We start from the raw sequence: 19,832 nt of genomic DNA on the forward strand, positions 1-19,832 counted from the left end.
CTCATCGCTCCTCAAGCCTGAACCAGTGGGCCAGGGTTTTTCAGGTACTGCTCGCGGATCGCGCGGGCAGACCAATACGTCAGGGCCGCCACCAGCCCGGTCGGGTTGTAACCCAACCCCTGCGGGAACGCAGACGCCCCCGGGACGAAGACGTTGGGCACGTCCCAGCTCTGCAGGTAACGGTTCAGTGCGCTGGTCTTGGGGTCTGTGCCCATGATCGCGCCGCCGTTGAGGTGAGTGGTCTGGTAGCTGGCGGTGTTGAAGTGTTCCTTGACCTTTTTGCCCAGCACGGCAATGGACTTGGGGTTCATCGCCTGGGCGACCTTGCTGAGTTTGTCGACCATGAACTGGTTCATCTTGATGTCGTTTTCCTGCCAGTCGAAGGTCATGCGCAGCAACGGTTGGCCGAAGGCATCGCGGTAAGTTGGGTCCAGGTCCAGGTAGTTGCCCCGGTACGACTGGTGCGCGCCATGTGCGTCCATCGACACCTGGTGGGTGTAGTAGTCGGCGGTGGCCTTTTTCCAGGCGCTGCCCCAGGCGGGCGTGCCGGGCGGGTTGGCGATGCCGGCGATCGGGCGGCTGCCGGCCTGGTTCACCCACATGGGCGAGCCGCCGACGAAACCATATGGCCCGTGGTCGAAGTTATCTGCGTTGAAGTCATCGATCGCAATGCCGTTGCCACCGGCGCCGATGAAGTTGTTGGTGTAGGTGTCCTTGTCGAAGAACGCCTTGACCGTGCCCATGTTCTGGTAGGCGAAGTTGCGCCCGACCACGCCTTCGTTCTTGACCGGGTCGTACGGTTTGCCGATGCCGGATAGCAGCATCAGGCGCACGTTGTTGAACTGGAAGGCCGCGAGGATGACCAGGTCCGCCGGCTGCTCCACTTCCCGCCCTTGCGCGTCGATGTAGGTCACGCCGGTGGCGTTGCGTTTGCTGTCGTCCAGGTTCACCCGCAACACATGGGCGTTGGCGCGCAGCTCGAAATTCGGTACCTGGCGCAGCGCCGGCAGAATGTTCACGTTGGGCGAGGCCTTGGAGTACATGTAGCAGACGTAGCCACTGCAGAAACCGCAGAAATTGCACGGCCCCATCTGCGCCCCGTAGGGGTTGGTGTAGGGCCCGGAGGTATTGGCCGAAGGCAGGTTGTACGGTTTGTAGCCCAGGCTGGTCGCGGCCCTTTCAAACAGTTTTGCCGACACCACGTTCTTCTGTGCGGGCAGCGGGAACGGGCTGGAGCGATCAGCGGCATAGGGGTTGCCGCCCTTCCCCGCGCCGACCACCGTACCGTTGACGGTCCAGGCCTGGCCCGAGGTGCCGAAGACCTTCTCGGCAAAGTCGAAGTACGGCTCAAGCTCCTGATACGTGACGCCGAAGTCCTGAATGGTCATGTCTTCGGGGATGAACGCCTTGCCGTAGCGCTCTTCGTAGTGGCTGCGCATGCGCAGTTCGATCGGGTCTACCCGAAAATGCACACCAGACCAGTGCAGGCCCGCGCCACCTACGCCCTTGCCTGGCAAGAACGCGCCCAGCTGGCGGTTGGGCAACGCGACATCGTTGACGCTGTGGCGGATGGTGACGGTCTCTTTCGACACATCGACGAACAGCTTCTTGCGCACGCTGTAGGTGAGTTCATCGATCACCTGCGGGTAGCTGCCCTCGGGGTAGGTATCCTGCATCGGGCCACGTTCCAGAGCAACGACCTGCAGCCCTGCTTCGGTAAGCTCCTTGGCCATGATCGCGCCGGCCCAGCCGAAACCGACGATCACAGCATCAACTTTCTTCAACACATTCGCCATGGTTCAGGCCCTCTCGCCGCGGATGGACACCGCCGGAAACGGGTACGGCTCATTGCGCTCGACCCAGTCCATGAAGTCGGCCCGAGCACCGGGGAAACCGATCTGGGTCCAGCCCACCATGCCTTTGTTGCCACCGTGAACCGGGTCGCAGAAGAACCCTTCGCGGGTGTTCTGCACCAGTAAGCTGAAAAACAGCTTGGCCGGAAGCGCGTCGAAAACCAGCTCACCGGCTTCCACCTTGGCGAGAACACGGTCCCGGGTAGCGCTATCTTGCTCAGCAAAAAGGTGTCCGGAGTTGGCTTTGCACCAGTCATCCACGGCGGCGATGCCCAGGCGATAGATCTGTTGCGGGCTGAGTTGCAACTGATAACCCAATTCTGGGGCGGCGTCGGCATTGAACGGCCCCTGCATGTACCACTGCGCGCCGGTTGCATACGGGGTATTCATCTGGCGGTCGATGAATTCGGCGGCGCCGGCCTCAAGCGCGCCAGGGCCAAGCTCATCGGCGGGGATGATACGGGCAACAGCGGCTTGCAGAAACGCCCACTCCTCGACGGTGAAAAAGGTCGGCTGGTAGTGCCCCGCCGGCGGCGTGGCAGGCACTTTGGGTGCGTGCTGCGGGGCCGCAAGCAACTGGCTGGCACCCACGCCCAACCCCGTGCTGGCCACGGTCACGACGGGTATCAGGGTCAAGGTCTTGCGCAGGAAGTCCCTGCGTGGGTTATCGGGGGCATGTTCAGGCATTACGAATCCTCATCGGCTTGGGGGCGGCCTCGAAACGAACCGTCTGATGTTCAATGTGGGGGGGATCTTGATAGGCCATCAAGAAGACAGCCGAATAATCTAACGCTTTCAGAAATGTTTTGAAACCGGTTTCATGCTTGACTTTTTGGCCACAGCTAAAGCCCAGCTGCGGGAATCCGTGGCTCGCCAAGGTTTTTCACACCCGGCACTTTAAAGCACCCACCACCTTCTCTAGCCGCAACCAATAGTTTCCTAGCAAAGTAAAAAACGAAACTTCCTACAACTGTTTAGGACGCTCAATACTCTCCAGTGAACTGATTCCTCGTTAGTGTTCAGGCTCCAGCTAAATGCTTATGTCTGATCGCACGGGTGGCCCATGCCCTTTGCAGACGCTGCCTGATTTTCGAGGGAATCCGCATGCCCAGCCAGTCCGACTTTTACTTCACCTTCCAGCCGCTGGCTGGTCAGAGTGAATTCGAAGTGGTTTCGTTCGAACTCAACGAAGCGATAAGTACACCCTACCAGCTGAACCTGGAGCTGATCAGCTTCGACGATGAAGTCGACTTCGGCCAACTGCTCGACAAACCTGTGCTGTTTACCATTTGGCGTGGGGAGCGCGCGCTGCGCTACGTGCACGGCCTGGTCAGCACCTTCAGCCAAGGCGACACAGGTTTTTGCCGCACACGTTATCGCGCCTTGGTCGAACCCATGCTGGCGCGCGCCGGGCTGCGCTCCAACTGGCGCATCTTCCAGCAGAAGACTGCGCCGCAAATACTTGAAATCATGCTTAAGCGCCAAGGCATCCTTCATTTTCAGCTGAACAGCAGCGGCGAGCATCAAGTACGCGAGTTCTGCGTGCAAGCCGGTGAAACCGATCTCGCTTTCATCGCCCGCCTGGCTGCCGAAGAAGGGTTCGTCTACCGCTTCGAGCACACGCCGAAGCAACACATGCTGCTCTTCACCGACCGCTTGCTGTGGCTGGGGCAGATCAGCCGTGGTGTCATCCAGCGCGACGACGATGAAGGCTTCGATGACGACGACATCGACCCCAACCAGGTGCTGTACCGTTCCAACCGGGGTGGGGACCAGGCCATGCCTTGCCTGCACCGGTTGCGCTACAGCGAGCAGGTGCGTACTGCGCGCCAGGTGCAACGGGATTACACCTTCACCAACCCGGCCTACCGGCAGGAGCATCGCGCAGAAGCCAGTGACCTGAAACATCAATCTACAGCGTACGAGTATTTCGACTACCCCGGCCGCTACAAGCGTGACGCTGTCGGCGTGCCCTTCACAGCCACCCGGATAACCGCTCTGCGCCATGATGCCCGCATTGCCGAAGTGGAAGGCGATGATGTGCGCCTGCAACCGGGGCTGAGTTTCACCCTTATCGAGCACCCTCGGGACGACTTGAACGTGCACTGGCGTGTGATCAACGTGCACCATGAAGGTACCCAGTTTACCAGCCTGCAGGAGGAAGCCGCGGGCGCCCAGCAAGGTACTCGTTACTCGCAGGCCGCAGTGCTGGTGCCGGGCAGAGCCGAGTGGCGCCCGGCGCCGCTGGCCAAGCCGCGCATCGACGGCCCGCATATGGCAACCGTCGTCGGCCCGCCTGGCGAGGAGATCTATTGCGATTCGTGGGGCCGGGTCAAGGTCAGCTTCCCCTGGGACCGGGAGAGCGAGAACAATGAATTCAGCTCCTGCTGGGTGCGGGTTTCGCAAGGCTGGGCCGGTGGTAGCTGGGGCTCGATGGCCATCCCGCGTATCGGCCAGGACGTGATCATCCAGTATGTCAACGCCGACCCGGACCAGCCGATGATCACCGGCCGTACCTACTGCGGCAATCAGCTTCCGCCCTACGACCTGCCCGAACACAAGACGCGCATGACCATCAAGAGCCAGACCCACAAGGGCGGTGGTTACAACGAGCTGCGCTTCGAAGACGAACTGGGCCGACAAGAAGTGTTCATCCACGCAGAACGGGACCAGAACAACGTTGTAAAGCACAACGAAACCACGCAGGTCGGCAACAATCGCGCCGAGCGCGTGGAGCAAGACGAAACGATTTCGATTGGCCGGGACCGCCGGGAAGATGTCGCCCAAGACGAATCACTCAGCATTGGCCAAAACCGCGTACACGAAATTGGCAATGACGACAGCCTTTCAATCGGCCGAACCCATACCATCGTCACAGGGCAGGACCGGATCGAAAAAGTTGGCAATCACCGCCAGGACTTCACCAAAGCCAACCACACGGTAGAGATCGGTGGCCACCTCGAACAAGTGGTGGCAGGTCATAACCTATTGCAAACCGGGGAAGCCATCCGGCACACCACCAAGGTGTACGACATACAGGTCAGCGAGAGCCTCACAATCAGAAGCCCGGGCGGGCTGCTGCGGATCGATGGGGCCGGTGTGACGTTGGATGGCGTGGCACTCGCGTTCAGAGGGCCGGTCAGCCAGCAGGCAGTGGGCAGCCAACGTACAACGTCGACCGCCGGTATACCGGAGCCCGGCGAGCCCATTTGCCTCAGCTGCATGCTGAAAGCGATCGCGGATGGCCACAACATGATCCGCATGGGGGGGCACCCACTGATGCCGAGCCCTTTCGTCAGAGCACTGGTCGAGGTACTGAGAACCTCCGATCGGTATCGCCTGAGCGCCATTGTCGAAATGGCCGATCTTTCACCTCAAATTCGTGAAGAGCTGACCGAGTATTACTCGGGGCGCTGCTGGCCACTGTTGCAGCAAGCTCAATTCAGCAACTTGCGAGCAGTAGGGCCCTGGCTATTCGGTTCGCGCCCTGGTTCTGATGTCTCAGCCCAATACGACTTTCAATGGCAGCTCGAACAAGGCGCAGTGGGTGCGGTATGCGGCTGGATAGTCAGCGCGTTGCCACCTGGCCTGCTCGCCCGACACTTGAGCCAGGGCAACATCGTCACCGGTGCAGATGGCCAGGCGTACCTTATGCGCTACCACACCGCTGCAGCCCTTGGCGTGCTGGCTGCACACCGCCAGTTGCCTGGGGTCAGCGAGTGGTTGGCGCCTATCTATCACTGGTGGGCACCCGTGGCGGACCCGCACAAAACACTGTGGTTGAAGATAGCCGGCGGCAACCAAGCGCCACCTGCACACATCACGCCCATCACGCTGGACGATAACTGCTGGGCTGCATTGGCGGGAGACCCACTGAGCTACCAACTTGCCGAGGTACTGAAGGGCGAGCAGTCCTGCCCCACCTTGGCCGCTGCTTGCCACGGCACACGGGTTGGCCTGATCCAGCACTACCTCGATCAGGCACGTGAGCAAGGCCTGGACCGTGAAGAGGACCTCATCACCTATGTACTGATGACGGCGCGCGACGGTGAACAGCTGAGCACATCACCGGCCTGGCAGGAAGCAATCGCTGCGACACGCGAGCAGCGGACCGCGCTTATCGACAACGTGCAGCAATACCTGCGCACCAAGGCCTGAGGCACACCCCCATGGACTCGCTCACCCAAACGCTCGAACTGTGCCGACGTGTTACAGCCGGCTACCGCCCAGCACTACGTAACAGCCCTGTCGCCGATTGCACACGCCGCTTCGAACTGCTGCCCCTGCGCTATGCCGCTGTCGGCGGCAACTCGGCACAGCGCGCCCGCTTGCCCAAGTTGCCAGGCTACCTCAGCCCCTTTCAGGATGTGGGTGAACTGACCCACTCCAGCTATGCCATCCGCCCGCTGCGCGAAGGCTTTCTCTACCTGCTGATCAAACGCTACAGCGCGCCGGCCTACGAATGGCACAGCCAGTACCGTGTAGCGCCCAATGGCTCACTGCTGTACATCAACGCCGACGCCCCTTGGGAGCCTGCCCCCAGCACAGGCAACCTGGACGACATCCTGAGCGCATTCGGCTGGACCATCACCCTCTACGACCTGGACGACATCCAGGAACTGCGCCCGTTGTTCAGCCCCTCCCCGCTCACACCGCGCATGCTCGACAACTACCGCCTGCTGGAAGACGAGTATCGCAACAGCCTGCCCTCCATCGATATCGCCCGCTTCATTCAGCCTTCGGATGCACCGCCTCAGCCAAACGTACTCAAGCACGATCAACTGGGCTGGGTGGCTGACTTCAAGGCGCAAGACGATGCACAGCTGCAGGCGCTGCTGGACCTGCAGCCATTCAACAACGACCAGATCGTATCGCCGCATGCCTCACGGCAAGCCCTGGCGCCGCTTATGCATCAAACCAAACCCCGTGGCGCCGCCATCGTGATCGAAGACGCCATCGGCATCACTCAGGAGCTCAATGCCTGGCGCAACGCAGCCGTCGAGGAGGTGAAGACGACATGGCTGCAGCGCACCGTGGAACCTGGCGTGGACAACGAGCGCAAATTGCTGGTCGCGCAATCGTTCCTGGAAATAGAAAAGCTCTACCCGCAGATGGTGGCTGAGCAGATCGTCAAGCGTCAGGTCATGGCTGAGACCATCCGCAACCAGCCAGCCACGCCCGTGGAGTTCTATGCGTTTTCCGAACGCGCAAGGCAGCAGGCCGACGCGCATGACGAACAGATGAAACCTCATCTCGCGCAGTTCGAGCGCGAAGTCCGCGCCAAGGTCCAGGCCCGTCAGGATGCTGGCGAATTCAGCAAGAAGTTCGACGAGAAATACGGCCATCTGGTCGACCGCCAGGCCATGCACGATCAGCTCGAAGGCTTCGAGCAGGCGATGCAGCAGGCCCAGCAGGCTGCACAGGACCGCGCCAAGGACCATGCCCACTGGGTGACAAGCGAGCGTTTGCTACAAACGCTGGACCGCTACGACAACGCCGACCTGATCAATGGCTTGGCCTTTGCCGAACAGACCGGCCAGTGCGTGATCGGCATGGAGCTCAGCGAACTGGGCACGGCCATCCTTGACCACTGGTGGCGCAGCGATGTGGCGGACCGCTGCAACCTGGCGATGCGCGGCATCACCTATAACCAGGACGACATCCGGGAAGCGCTAGCAGCGTTGCAGGAAGCGGCCAAGGCCGAACCGCCGGCAGAGACATCGTTCGTGTTGCGTGAAGCGCTCGCCCGCCAAGCGCACATTGCGGCGAATGCCTTCGGGCGTATCAATACCCTGTATGAAGAGCTACAGAGCAGGAACAGCACTGCCAGCATCGGTTTGCATGCCTGGTACGTCGCGCTGGGACGGCAGGTGCTGCGTACCGGGTCACCAAACAGCATGGACCGCGCCCTGCACCATGGGCTGCGCCTGACATTGTTTGCATCGGTGCATGAAACGGCTGTCGACATTCGCCTGGGCGACGCTGCTCGCAGTGGGCAACCACTGAATGCACAGCGCAGCGGTGCTCAGGTTGCACGCTATCTGGATCAGGCCTGAGCTGAAGGGCTGATGCAGGTCAACAGCAGTGATTTCTACAAAGTGCGTGTCTCCGGGTTGGTTTGCCTACTGGAAGGGATGCTGATGGCATTCAAGGCGCGAGAGCTGCCCGACAGTGATGCGCGGGTGAAGACCGAGATTCTGGCAGCGGCCATGACCACGGCTGCGGCCGGGTTTGAAGTTGGCGCCAGTTATGTGGATCAGGTGGTGGTGAGGTATGGCGCGAATAGCGTGACCGGGAGAGGCGCTGCGGCGACGTTGGGGAGATTGAAGCTTTGGGGGGCTGGGTTGGCTGGGATGGGAGGGCTGGTATTGGCGTGGTGGGATTTTGCGGATGCATCTGAGCATTTCAAGAATAGTCTGGATAGACCTATCGGACAGAGCAAAAAAAACTCCAAGCTCTTGGCTATTACCTATTTTGTACGAGCGGCGGCGACTATCACACTCACACTGGCTGAATTGGGAACAGCCGTCGCAATTGCCAAACCACTTTTTGACCATTTATCCCGTAACGCTAGGACTAAGTTTGTAAGGATGCTGGCCTCTGCCGCCGGATCACTCGCCAAATCACTAGGAACGCAAACCGCCCGCCTAGTACTTGCCCGCTTAGTTTTAGGTGCCTTCTGGGCAGGCCTAGCCCTAACGATATTGATTTATTTGTTTGAAGACGACAGCTTGGAAAAGTGGTGCAAGCGCAGTAGCTTTCGCATTGGAAGAAGCTCAAATGCCTATGAAGAACAGGAAGAATTAATAGCATTGCATTCAGCGTTCAGGGAGGTTTCATAATGTATTTGATCGAATGGGGATTTTGGCGAATGGCAACCCAGTCTGAATCTGCACGCGACGCGCTCGAAGCAGAGATGACTCCTGCGGAAAAACGTGCTGATCAAGATTTTTACCAGCGTGACTTAGAAGAAGAGATGCATTTCCAATCCGTAAGCGAAACGCCTCATACTAGAGGTCCCGTTTTCGCTTTTAACGAGACATTTCTGGAAATTCGCTGCGGAGGGTCTGAAGAAAAACGTGGTCTTATTACGCTCGCGACTCTTGGAGGGATTGCGCCGATCATCGTTATGTCTGCAATCATGACCATAGGCTTTATATGGATGGACATAACCGATCACGAAAGCCGCTCATTAATCACGATACTCACCACACTTATAATGTTATTTATCTCGGCCACTATATTTTACTTGTATTCGAAATATGGCATACATCTAACCCGACTGGAAATGCTGACCAGCCGCCATCTGCTCATTCGCTTCAACCGAATAACACAACAGGTCCACCTGCATAGACCAAGTTATTGCGGCGGCATCGTAACATTTCCCTGGAAAACCACCGGAAGTACAGGACTCTACCCAGAGGATGACTCGCTCAGCGTGGGAATGAGACTTGGCCTGATCTGGCATCCCAGCCGCACCAGCCTTCCCCACATTGAAATCGCCCTACTCGGCAAACAAGGCCAGGGCGGCAGTGAACTCCGTGATGAATGGGAATTCATCCGCCGCTACATGGAAGAAGGCCCGCACGCCGTCCCCCGCCCCCGCTTGAGTACCCAGCTACCCTCGCCCATCCAGGCATTCAGCGCCCAGTTCGAAGGCCTTGGCCGTTTCTTCCGCAAAAGCAGTTGGCTGTTCAAACTTGCAATGCTCATGGTCTGGCCCGCTTTCGTCATCATCGGCACCGCGCACTGGGTCAGCCTGCTGCTGTGCTGGCGACCCCGCTGGCCGAAGGTGATCCGTGAGGCCGGTTTGCCCGGTAAACCCGTGCCTTCACCCACTACTTTGAGTGACTACCCGCCCGAAGTCCAAGAGCGCCTGCTCGCCAATGCTGACCGCTGGCAACTCAAACCTGGCAAGCGCCCAGCGAAAAAGCCACGTAAACCGCGTACACCCAAAGCGCGAAAAATACCGACATAAAAGCTCACGCAAGCAGCGGACCGCGCTTATCGACAACGTGCAGCAATACCTGCGCACCAAGGCCTGAGGCACACCCCCATGGACTCGCTCACCCAAACGCTCGAACTGGGCAGACGTGTTACAGCCGGCTACCGCCCAGCACGACGTAACAGCCCTGTCGCTAAGTGCGTGTCTCCGGGCTGGTTTGCCTACTGGAAGGAATGCTGATGGCATTCAAGGCACGAGAGCTGCCCGACAGTGATGCGCGGGTGAAGACCGAGCTTTTGGCAGCGGCCATGACCACGGCTGCGGCCGGGTTTGAAGTTGGCGCCAGTTATGTGGATCAGGTGGTGGTGAGGTATGGCGCGAATAGCGTGACCGGGAGAGGCGCTGCGGCGACGTTGGGGAGATTGAAGCTTTGGGGGGCTGGTCTGGCTGGGATGGGAGGCTTCGTGCTGGCTTGGTGGGATTTTGTCGATGCTAATAAGCATTTCCGTGAAGCGCAGGGTAAAGCGTCAAGCGTTCATTCCCAAAGACTGGGTTACGCATACCGTGCCCGAGGAGCCGCAACCATAGTACTGGCGTTGGCAGAAGCTGGAACAGCTATAGCATTAGCGAAACCCTTCTTCGACTATTTGTCCCTGAATAACCAGAACAAGACGCTACGGGTTATTGGGCGCTCTTTAGGGAGTGTTGCTTCACGACTAGGCACGCAGGCTGCACGTCTACTCCTGGCTCGATTAGTTTTAGGCACTTTCTGGCTGGGCTTGATCCTGACTGTATTAATCTACATATTTGAAGACGACGCATTGGAAAAGTGGTGCAAGCGGAGCAGCTACCGCTTAGAGAAAAACACCAAATCATATGATGAGCAGGAAGAGCTAGCAGCGTTGTACTCAGCATTCAGTGAGGCCCTGTAATGTATATAATTGAATGGAGCTTGTGGCAAATGGCCATAGAGTCGGACGTCGCACGCAAGGAATTTGATGCCGAAAGAAGTGCGTCGGATAAACGTGCAGATAGGGATTTTTATGAGGGCGACTTCGAGAAAGAAACACACTTTCGCTCTGTCAGCGAAGCGCCAAAAGTGCGAGGGCCAGTCTTTACGCTCAACGATACCTATATGGAAATGCGTTGCGGGGGCTCAGAAGAAAAACGCGGACTAATTACATTGATGACTTTAGGGAGTTTGATTCCGATATTGTATACCGGGGTCATGATGACGCTTAGCTCAATTCATCTAAACATATTCTCACCTTACGACACCTCAGCCCTAGACATTATACTTGCCTTACTTATGAGTCTGATGGATGGCGCAATCATTTACTTCTACATAAGGTACGGCTTGCAATTTACACGCCTGGAAATGTTGACCAGCCGCCACTTACTTATTCGCTTCAATCGGAAAACTCAGCAAGTTCATCTTCATCGACCACCTTCATGTGGTGGCATTGTAACATTTCCTTGGAGAACAACCGGAAGCACAGGTCTTGATCCAGAAGACGACCCGCTCAGCGTTGGAATGAGACTTGGCCTGATCTGGCACCCCATCCATACCGGCCTTCCCCACATGGAAATGGCCCTACTCGGTAAACAAGGCCAAGGCGGCAGTGAACTCCGTGATGAATGGGAATTCATCCGCCGCTACATGGAAGAAGGCCCGCACGCCGTCCCCCGCCCCCGCCTGAGTACCCAGCTACCTTCGCCCATTCAGGCATTCAGCGCCCAGTTCGAAGGCCTTGGCCGTTTCTTCCGCAATAGCAGTTGGCTGTTCAAACTCGCAATGCTCATGGTCTGGCCCGCTTTCGTCATCATCGGCACCGCGCACTGGGTCAGCCTGCTGCTGTGCTGGCGACCCCGCTGGCCGAAGGTGATCCGTGAAGCCGGTTTGCCCGGTAAACCCGTGCCTTCACCCACTACCTTGAGTGACTACCCGCCCGAAATCCAAGAGCGACTGCTCGCCAATGCCGACCGCTGGCAGCTCAAACCTGGCAAGCGCCCAGCGAAAAAGCCACGTAAACCGCGTACACCCAAAGCGCCAAAATCGCCGATATAGAAGCAGGCTGCGCTCAAGCCCCAGCGGCTCTCGGGAGTGGGTCGCAACCACCGGCCCCAACCCCCAATGCTGGGGGTACGGGGCCCATAGGCAAGTTCCAGGAAAACCTGACGAAGGGTCTGCAGCCCTTGTGCCGCAAGGCTTGCAACCCAATGAGATCGTTTTGGCACGCCTATTGCCGATCTCCTGCCAGACGCCCCAAGTCCATGGGCCCGTTTGCAGGAGGAATTGACTCATGCACCGACCGATACCCCACCCGCTGGCAGTGGCGATTTTCGCCGGCATGCTCCAGCTCCCGGCGCAGGCTGCGTTGAACGCTGTCGACCCCGGTCCCTATAACCTTGGCAACGGCAACTTTGCCGGTTGGTACCAGGATAGCCACGGTCGTACCCTCGACCTGTGCCTGACCAAAGCGGTGAGTTCCAGGGCCGCCGGCGCGCCCGGCGCACCGGCGTACATGTGCACACTGCTGCCAACCCCCGGGGTGTTCGATGACACCCAACCCATCGCCTTCCCCACCAACTTCCCCGACGAGGCCTTCTGGTTTACCGCTGACGCCGCCATCGTCGACGCGGCACGCGGCATCGACCTGAGCTACGGCACGGCCATCGAGGCGGCGTTCGCCGCCGAAGAACCGGTCGAAGGCGATCAAGTCAGCTTCGCCCGGGTGCGGATCCGGGTGGATGTACCGACGGCAGGCACCTACGTGGTCACCCACCCCTATGGTGTCGATGTGTTCGATGTACCGGCCGGCGGGCGTCGGGCAATCAACATGACCCGCGACATCGGCATCGCCGGTGCAGGCGACTTTACCGGTGCGCTCAAAGGCGATGTCGGCCCGTTCCTGCGCAGCGTAAACGGCCCTTACACCGAGGGCAGCGAACGCTTCATTGGCGACCCGAACCTGGAAGAGCCTGTGACCGGCAGCCCGTTCAACACCAACTTCGTGCGCATCGAAGGCCCCGGCGGCATCGACCTGCGTACCGAGCTGTTCTCGATCTCAGGCAAGCTCTCCAACGTCGCCCTGCCTACCCCGTTGATGCCGCTACGCACCACCTACTCGCGGCGTACCGAAAATGGCGACCTGCGCGCCCAGCAAGATGTGTTCGTCATGGCCCCGCCGCCGCCTGCGACCGTCACCCTGACCAGCCAGACCCCAAACCTGAGCCTGACCGAAGCCAACGGCACCGGTGCCTGGTATGCCCAGTCGGTTCTCAACCCAGCGCTGCCAACAACGCTGGTGCTGACCGCCGACAACAGTGTGGCCATCCCGACCAGCAGCCTGACCACGGCCAACCTGCCACTGACCGACCTGGTGACCATCACCCAGGCCGAATACCGCCTGTCCACCGGCCAGCTGACGCTGGTCGCCAGCACCAGCGATGAAACCAGCCCGCCTGTGCTGACCGCCCACACCGCCAACGGCACGTTGATCGGCAACCTCAGTGGCAACGGCGCCGTGAAAACATTGAGCACAACCCTCTCGCCCATCCCCCCGGCCAAGGTGCAAGTCACCAGCGCCAATGGTGGTAGCGACAGCGAAGACGTGGTGCTGGTGCCATGAACAGACAAAGGCTCAGCCTTCAAGGAGGCAGCATGAACACTTGGCCACGCCGTGCGCTGTTCGCCGCCGGTTTTTCCCTCACCGTCACCAGCGCCGCCTTTGCCGCGTTGTCCGATGTCGACCCAGGCCCGTACACCTTTGCCACTGGTGGTTATCCCATGTGGTACAAGGACGCCAACGACCTGTCGCTGGAGTTGTGCCAGTCGCGGGCCACCAGCACCCGAGCACCTGGTGGCCCCGGCGCCCCTGCCTACATGTGCACCCTGCTGCCCGAACCTGGCATCTATGACGATACCCTGCCGCTGGTATTCCCCGACAACTGGCCGCCAGAGATGTTCTGGTTCCTGGCCGAGACCGAGATACCACAGGTAGGCAACAGTGGCTACGAGCTGGAAGTATACGTCGCCGGCCTGGAAGCGGCGTTTGCCGCCGAGAACCCGGTGGACGGCGACCAGCAGAGCTTTGCCCGCATCCGAATCCGCGCCTCAGTGCCGCGCACAGGCGTCTACACCATCACCCACCCTTATGGGGTAGAGACGGTCAACGTCACCACGGCCGGCCGGCGGGCGATCAACATCACCCGCGACATCGGTATCGGCGCGCCAGGCAACTTCCGCGGGCCACTCAACGGTAACCTCGGGCCTTGGCTACGCGGCGTCGGCGGCCCCTATACCGCGGTCAACCCGGACACCGGCTCGACCGAAACCTTTATCGGCGACCCGAACATCACCGAAGCGGTGGTCGGCAGCCCCTTCAACACCAACTTCGTGCGCATCGAAGGCCCACCTGGCGCCATCCAGACCAACGCCTTCACGGTGTCCGGCAAAGTGCTCGATCAACGCGCGCAAACGCCCGTCACCCTGGAACGTGCCACCTACTCGCGTAACGGCGCCGGGACCCGTGTCGAGGTCTTTGCCAAAGCGCCCAACAATGCCAGCGTGTGCATGCGCAATGGCTTGGCATTGATTGGCTCACCGCCTTCGCCTTGCCAGTTCAGCCTACTGCCGGACAACAACGGGCTGTTCTTCAGCCAGCAACTGAGCCAGGCCGCGCCGCCACCGGTGGTGGTGGTTACCGGCAGCAGCGCCACCGGCACCACACAGCCAACGGCGTTGTCGAGCAAGCTCAGCGATGTGGTCAAGGTAAGCACCGCACGCTACGACTGGGCCAACAAACGCCTGTTCATCGAAGCCCGCTCCAGCGACGAAGTGGCGATCCCTGACCTGGTGGCCCAAGGCTACGGACGGCTGTCCAAGTCCGGCACGCTGCAAAGCCTGACGGTCAACGATATTGCCCAGCCGCCTGCGACCGTCACGGTCAAATCTGGCCATGGCGGCAGCGATGTCGAGCCTGTAGTGGTGGTCGGCAATGCACCTGTCGAAGCCGCCAACCAGCCACCGCTGGCCCAGGCCGATATTGGCAGCACCAGTGTCGGGGTGCCGCTGAGCCTGAACCTGCTGATGAACGACAGCGACCCGGATAGCAACGTACCGCTGACCATCAGCGACCTGACCCAACCGGGTACCGGCCTGGGCGGCGTGGTACTCAACGGCAGCACGTCGGTGACCTACACCCCACCAGTCGGGGCCACGCAACCGCTGGTGGCCACCTTCAGCTATCGGGCCGTGGATGCCAAAGGTCTGAAGTCGGAACCGGCAACGGTTACGGTCAATGTCGCACCCAACCAGGCGCCGACCGCAGCCGCTCAAACCGTCGCCACGCTCGGTGTAGCGCTCACCATCAACGCGCTGGCCGGCGCTACCGATCCAGAAGGCAATCTGCCCCTGGTGGTTGCCAGTGTGACCCAGCCGGCGGCAGGCAGAGGGACCGTCAGCACTGACGGCACCACTGTCACCTACACACCACCGGCGACCGTCACGACGGCCTTCACCACCACCTTCACCTACCAGGTGCGTGACGCGCTGGGGGCGCTGTCCAACAGCGCCACCGTCACCGTCAACGTGTCGCCACGCCCCGCCGCCGAGACCTTCGCGGTCACCACAGCCACGGTCACGGCACGCTCCAACAACCGTTACAACTGGGACATCAGCGGCACCTCATCGGTGACCACCGGCAACGTCGTTACCGTGCGGGTCACCACCACCACTGGCGTGCAGACATTGGGCACCACCACGGTACCGGTCACCGGCCGCTGGCGCCTGGCCGTCAGCAACAGCACCACGGTGATCCCGACCGCCGCGCCGACGGCGACCATCACCACCAGCCCAGGCACCACCCGCACCGTCAACGTAGTCGTGCAGTGAAAGGCCGGAGAACGCCATGAAATGCCTGTATCCACTGCTGCTCTGCCTGGCCCTGACGGGCCAGGCCAGGGGGGCCGAAGACCTGATGGACAACGCCGACCTTGCGCCCGGCAGTGACCTCGGCGACCCCGTGATCATCCGCCTGTTACCGGTCGGCGCCGGCCAGGCCGCGGTGATCGAACAGCAAGGCAACGGCAACCGCGCCGCCCTCGACCAGAACGGCCAGGCCCTGCTGGGCCGCATCGTCCAGGCCGGGGGCGCACAGGAGGCGTACATCCTGCAAGAAGGCAGTGACCTGATGGCCAGCATCAGCCAGCAGGGTAATGGCAACAGCGCGTCGATCCGCCAGAGCGGCAGCAGCAACAGCGCTGCCATCGACCAGATCGGCAACGACAACAGCGCCAGCATCGTGCAGTCCGGCACGGGCCTCAACAGCTCCGTGACCCAAGCCGGCAATGGCCAGCATGTTCAGATCACCCAATACCGATAGACCTGGAGGCACCACCATGTTCAAGCTCGCTCCCCTAAGTGCCGCTATCGTCCTGGCCCTTGCAGGTCAGGTCATGGCTGCCGACAGCACTTCGACGCAGACTCAGGACGGCAAGGAAAACATTGCCGAAGTGACCCAGACCCTCGCACCGTTCGCCTCGGCCACCCAGACCCAGACCGGCAAGGGCCACAACCACCTGGCAGTGCAGGCCGACAGCACCAGTGATATCCAGCAGAGCGCTACCGGCTCGTACAACGCAGGGTACGCCGAGCAACTGTTCGAAAACGGCAGCCAGATCACCCAGCAGTCCGGGGGCAGCTACAACGATGCCTTCGCCAGCCAGTCACTGGGCGAAAACAACCAGGTCCTGCAGACCCAGCAAGGCAGCGAGAACCACTCGACCGTGTGGCAGGACACCCAGCTAGGCAGCCAAGTCACCACCCTGCAATCGGGCCAGCGCAACGAAGCCTTCGCCGAGCAGATGTTCGGCGGCAGCAACAACCAGAGCCTGATCATGCAGGCCGGCGCCGACAACTATGCCGCTGCCGAGCACCTGACCCACAACGACGGCAACATCCAGATCTACCAGGACGGCAAGGAGAACTGGGCCTACGGTGACCAGCGCGACGGCCAAGGCGGCACCATCGGCCTCAACCAGACCGGCACTGGCAACTCGGTAGAGGTATGGCAGGACACCCAGGTGGGCAGCCAGGCCAACGTCACTCAGACCGGCCAGCTCAACGAAGGCTACATCGACCAAAGTTTCGGCGAAGCCAACAAGGCCAGCCTGACGCAAAATGGCAAGGCCAACGCCAGCTGGTCGGATCAGTTCGAGAGCAACAACTCGACCACTACCATTTCGCAGAAGGGTAGCAACAACCTGCACTACACCTACCAGAACGGTGAAAACCTCAACCTGACCGTGACTACCCAAGGCAACGGCAACAAAATCACCGCCAGCAACTGGAAAGGCGACAAGATGGGCGGCCAGTTTGGTACCAACCAGACCGCCGTTATCAACCAGTACGGCAACGGCAACGGCGTCAACCTGACGCAGAATGGTGACAACCAGCTGGCCACGCTGAACCAGACCGGCAACAACAACGCGATGCAGACCAAGCAGGCCGACAGCAACAACGAGCTGTTCTTCGAGCAGAACGGCAGCGACAACATCCTCATCGCCGACCAGCGTGGCACTGACAACTATGCCTTCGGCAGCAGCGAAGGTACCGGCAACTCCATCACCTTGGACCAGTCCGGCTACAGCAACCAGAGCCACACCAATCAGCTCTACGGTAGCGGCAACGAGGTCACCATCAAACAGACCGACAGCGTCAACGCCGCCTACGTGACCCAGGGCGGCCAGGGCAACAAGGCATTCGTCGACCAGAGCGGTATCGCGCAAACCGCCACCATCAGCCAGCTGGGCAGCGCGAACACGGCCACTGTGACTCAAAAGTAAGCCCTTCCCCCTTGGACCGCGGTGCTCACTCTCCCGAGTGCCGCGGTTCCTTTTTGTTGCAGCGGGCTTGGCGCGAATAGGCCATGCACGCCAACAGCATTACAATGGTCAGCACCCCATTCGGTGCGCCCGTCATGATCCAGTCCGACCTCGACCTGTTCGGCCCCCAGCCGCAACGCCTGGCCAGCCACACCGTGCTGCTGCCCGGTTTCGCCCTGGCCGAGCTCGAGGCCCTGCTCGACGCCCTGCGCCCAGTGCTGCGCGCCGCGCCGTTCCGGCACATGCAGACGCCAGGCGGCCTGCACATGGCCGTAGCGCTGACCAATTGCGGTGCGCTGGGTTGGGTCAGTGATGCGCACGGCTACCGCTACACCTCCACCGACCCGCAAAGCGGCATGCCCTGGCCTGCGCTACCGCCCGTTCTGCTCAGCCTGGCAGGTCGCGCAGCCGCCATCGCAGGCTTTGACGATTTTGTCGCCGACGCCTGCCTGGTCAACCACTACCTGCCTGGTACCCGCCTGAGCTTGCACCAAGACCGCAACGAACAGGACTACGACCAGCCGATCGTGTCGATTTCACTGGGCTTGCCTGCGGTGTTCCTGTTGGGCGGGTTACAACGCGCGGACAAGACCCAGCGTGTACCGCTGAACCATGGCGATGTGCTGGTCTGGGGCGGTGAGGACCGCTTGCGCTTTCATGGGGTGTTGCCAATCAAACCCGGCGTGCATCCGCGCATGGGTGAACGGCGCATCAACCTGACCCTGCGCAAGGCGGGGTAATGGCGTAAAAACTTGAACATCTTCGCCGGTAAGGCTTCTAAAGATGAGCAGCGTCAGTCTTTTCGAGGAGCCCGACATGACCTACACGCCCTGCCATGGAGCTGCGCACCGATGAAAATGCCCGGCCGCTCTCCCAACGCCTCGCTGCAGCTCGATTACGTACGCGATACGTTATTCGGCCCTGTAGCGCAGAGCGTTGAATGCCAATGCCAGCTCGCCGCCATCAACCTGCAGGGCCGCCCTGCGCTGCGTTTGCACATCTGCCCGCCACTGCCCGACAAAGTCGACCGTGCTCACAGCGTGGCGTTCGTCTGGGACGGCCGCAGTTACCGCGGCGTGGTGCGCGACCAAGGCAAGTGCGGCGACGGGGGGCTCAACCTGTTGCTGGAGTTGCAATAAGCCGATCAACGGCGGCCAAGTGGGCTGAACCTGCCGGCAACACCACGTCTCCATAGCACAAGAGCCCATGCCTTCTGGAGATCGCCATGAACAGTCCGTTGCTCAAGCTCTTCACCCACCCATCCGATGCCTGGATAGAGATCCGCCGGGCGGAAGAAGACCACCCGCAGCAATACCTGCCGCGCCTGCTGGCGTTGGCGTTGATCCCTGCCGTGTGCCTATTCGTCGGCACTACCACCTTTGGCTGGAGCCTTGCCGGCGAAGAACGCGTGCGCCTGAGCCTCGCCAGCGCGGCGCAGCTGGCGTGTCTGCTGTATGCCGTCACGGTGGTCGGGGTGATGATCATGGGGGTGATGATCCGCTGGATGTCACGCGGCTTTGATGCACAACCCAGCCTGCAGCAATGCATCGGCTTTGCCGCCTACTGCGCGACGCCGTGGTTTTTTGCCGGAGTGGTCGGGTTGCTGCCGATTCGCTGGCTGGCCCTGGTGGCGCTGTTGGCCGCCTCGGCGTATGCCAGCGTGCTGCTGTTCGGCGGTTTGCAGACGTTTTTACGCTTGCGCAAAGAACAGGCCATGCTGTTCGCCGCCTGTGTCTGGGGGGTGGGCCTATTGGTGCTGGTGACCATCCTGGTGTCGATGATCCTGTTCTGGTTCAACGGCCTGATGCCGGAGTATGTGCGCCCGGCCAGCCTGGGCTGACCGGGCTCTACGGGCAGGCTCAGGCAATCGCCCTGAGCGGCGTGGTGGGTTTATCACGCAGCGCGTGCAATTGCGTAAGCAGGTTCACCACGTCGCGGCAACTGTTGAGGCCCTGCAGGTCTACCCCGCTCAGGGTCACCCCCTCTTCCAGGCTTTTCCCCTGGCCCAGGCGAATGGTCAGGTGAGCGCCATCCGCGCAACTGACTTCGCAGCGATCAGGCAGGCAGGCTTGCTCAATCATCTGCCGCATTTCCAGCATTGAAACGCCTATCAACGACATTGTACGACCCTCTCTGTACCGGATGGC

General features: G+C 60.6%; 13 protein-coding genes and 3 pseudogenes. 13 read left to right on the plus strand and 3 right to left on the minus strand.

Annotated features, from left to right (window positions below):
- Positions 1 to 11 precede the first annotated feature (11 nt).
- Both LOY26_RS13300 and LOY26_RS13305 read right to left on the minus strand, forming a co-directional pair.
- Entirely contained in the window at positions 12 to 1,796 is a 1,785-nt protein-coding gene (locus LOY26_RS13300) for a GMC family oxidoreductase (protein WP_186653491.1), read from the minus strand.
- Positions 1,797 to 1,799: 3 nt separating this feature from the next.
- Complete coding sequence (locus tag LOY26_RS13305) at positions 1,800 to 2,540, minus strand: gluconate 2-dehydrogenase subunit 3 family protein (RefSeq protein WP_258714884.1); 741 nt, start codon at positions 2,538 to 2,540, stop codon at positions 1,800 to 1,802.
- Between the two features lie 417 nt (positions 2,541 to 2,957).
- Here LOY26_RS13305 and LOY26_RS13310 point away from each other — a divergent pair.
- The 13 genes and pseudogenes from LOY26_RS13310 to LOY26_RS13370 form a co-directional block, all read left to right on the plus strand.
- Positions 2,958 to 5,123, plus strand: a pseudogene (locus LOY26_RS13310) (type VI secretion system Vgr family protein); the annotation flags it as partial.
- 9 nt (positions 5,124 to 5,132) lie between these two features.
- Entirely contained in the window at positions 5,133 to 6,011 is an 879-nt protein-coding gene (locus LOY26_RS13315; RefSeq protein WP_309475615.1) for a DUF4123 domain-containing protein, read from the plus strand.
- 11 nt (positions 6,012 to 6,022) lie between these two features.
- A pseudogene (locus LOY26_RS13320) lies at positions 6,023 to 8,695 on the plus strand (T6SS effector BTH_I2691 family protein).
- On the plus strand, positions 8,695 to 9,831 hold the full coding sequence (locus LOY26_RS13325; protein ID WP_258714885.1) for a DUF6708 domain-containing protein: 1,137 nt from the start codon (positions 8,695 to 8,697) through the stop codon (positions 9,829 to 9,831). The pseudogene LOY26_RS13320 and the gene LOY26_RS13325 overlap by 1 nt, the downstream one beginning before the upstream one ends.
- A gap of 164 nt (positions 9,832 to 9,995) precedes the next feature.
- Positions 9,996 to 10,730: pseudogene (locus LOY26_RS13330) on the plus strand (hypothetical protein); the annotation flags it as partial.
- Entirely contained in the window at positions 10,730 to 11,866 is a 1,137-nt protein-coding gene (locus LOY26_RS13335) for a DUF6708 domain-containing protein (RefSeq protein ID WP_258713633.1), read from the plus strand. The pseudogene LOY26_RS13330 and the gene LOY26_RS13335, both read left to right, overlap by 1 nt.
- 235 nt (positions 11,867 to 12,101) lie before the next feature.
- Positions 12,102 to 13,430 carry a hypothetical protein gene (locus LOY26_RS13340; RefSeq protein WP_186653522.1) on the plus strand — a complete coding sequence of 443 codons (1,329 nt, stop codon included), beginning with the start codon at positions 12,102 to 12,104 and terminating at the stop codon, positions 13,428 to 13,430.
- 32 nt (positions 13,431 to 13,462) lie between these two features.
- Positions 13,463 to 15,694: an Ig-like domain-containing protein gene (locus LOY26_RS13345; RefSeq protein ID WP_258713634.1), complete on the plus strand. Its 2,232-nt coding sequence runs from the start codon at positions 13,463 to 13,465 to the stop codon at positions 15,692 to 15,694.
- Positions 15,695 to 15,710: 16 nt separating this feature from the next.
- Positions 15,711 to 16,184, plus strand: a complete 474-nt coding sequence (locus LOY26_RS13350) for a curlin (RefSeq protein ID WP_186653528.1) — start codon at positions 15,711 to 15,713, stop codon at positions 16,182 to 16,184.
- A gap of 16 nt (positions 16,185 to 16,200) precedes the next feature.
- Entirely contained in the window at positions 16,201 to 17,646 is a 1,446-nt protein-coding gene (locus LOY26_RS13355; protein ID WP_033697987.1) for a curlin, read from the plus strand.
- A 134-nt stretch (positions 17,647 to 17,780) separates the two neighbouring features.
- A complete protein-coding gene (alkB, locus tag LOY26_RS13360) occupies positions 17,781 to 18,425 on the plus strand; it encodes a DNA oxidative demethylase AlkB (RefSeq protein ID WP_156310147.1) in 645 nt (214 codons plus the stop codon).
- Between the two features lie 111 nt (positions 18,426 to 18,536).
- The gene (locus LOY26_RS13365) at positions 18,537 to 18,824 is read left to right on the plus strand and encodes a hypothetical protein (protein ID WP_033697988.1); all 288 of its coding nucleotides are present in this window, start codon (positions 18,537 to 18,539) and stop codon (positions 18,822 to 18,824) included.
- Positions 18,825 to 18,910: 86 nt separating this feature from the next.
- A complete protein-coding gene (locus LOY26_RS13370; RefSeq protein WP_186653531.1) occupies positions 18,911 to 19,525 on the plus strand; it encodes a Yip1 family protein in 615 nt (204 codons plus the stop codon).
- Between the two features lie 19 nt (positions 19,526 to 19,544).
- On the opposite strand, the gene LOY26_RS13375 is transcribed toward LOY26_RS13370, so the two are convergent.
- Positions 19,545 to 19,805, minus strand: a complete 261-nt coding sequence (locus tag LOY26_RS13375) for a DUF1652 domain-containing protein (RefSeq protein ID WP_033697990.1) — start codon at positions 19,803 to 19,805, stop codon at positions 19,545 to 19,547.
- Between the last annotated feature and the right edge of the window lie 27 nt (positions 19,806 to 19,832).

Origin of the sequence: Pseudomonas sp. B21-047, from assembly GCF_024748775.1 — a bacterium.
Taxonomy (GTDB): domain Bacteria; phylum Pseudomonadota; class Gammaproteobacteria; order Pseudomonadales; family Pseudomonadaceae; genus Aquipseudomonas; species Aquipseudomonas capeferrum.

Bases quoted from the DNA above. Each gene is read 5' to 3' on its own strand.
- LOY26_RS13300 (WP_186653491.1), bottom strand. From the start codon at position 1,796: ATGGCGAATGTGTTGAAGAAAGTTGATGCTGTGATCGTCGGTTTCGGC.
- LOY26_RS13305 (WP_258714884.1), bottom strand. From the start codon at position 2,540: ATGCCTGAACATGCCCCCGATAACCCACGCAGGGACTTCCTGCGCAAG.
- LOY26_RS13315 (WP_309475615.1), top strand. From the start codon at position 5,133: ATGCCGAGCCCTTTCGTCAGAGCACTGGTCGAGGTACTGAGAACCTCC.
- LOY26_RS13325 (WP_258714885.1), top strand. From the start codon at position 8,695: ATGTATTTGATCGAATGGGGATTTTGGCGAATGGCAACCCAGTCTGAA.
- LOY26_RS13335 (WP_258713633.1), top strand. From the start codon at position 10,730: ATGTATATAATTGAATGGAGCTTGTGGCAAATGGCCATAGAGTCGGAC.
- LOY26_RS13340 (WP_186653522.1), top strand. From the start codon at position 12,102: ATGCACCGACCGATACCCCACCCGCTGGCAGTGGCGATTTTCGCCGGC.
- LOY26_RS13345 (WP_258713634.1), top strand. From the start codon at position 13,463: ATGAACACTTGGCCACGCCGTGCGCTGTTCGCCGCCGGTTTTTCCCTC.
- LOY26_RS13350 (WP_186653528.1), top strand. From the start codon at position 15,711: ATGAAATGCCTGTATCCACTGCTGCTCTGCCTGGCCCTGACGGGCCAG.
- LOY26_RS13355 (WP_033697987.1), top strand. From the start codon at position 16,201: ATGTTCAAGCTCGCTCCCCTAAGTGCCGCTATCGTCCTGGCCCTTGCA.
- alkB (WP_156310147.1), top strand. From the start codon at position 17,781: ATGATCCAGTCCGACCTCGACCTGTTCGGCCCCCAGCCGCAACGCCTG.
- LOY26_RS13365 (WP_033697988.1), top strand. From the start codon at position 18,537: ATGAAAATGCCCGGCCGCTCTCCCAACGCCTCGCTGCAGCTCGATTAC.
- LOY26_RS13370 (WP_186653531.1), top strand. From the start codon at position 18,911: ATGAACAGTCCGTTGCTCAAGCTCTTCACCCACCCATCCGATGCCTGG.
- LOY26_RS13375 (WP_033697990.1), bottom strand. From the start codon at position 19,805: ATGTCGTTGATAGGCGTTTCAATGCTGGAAATGCGGCAGATGATTGAG.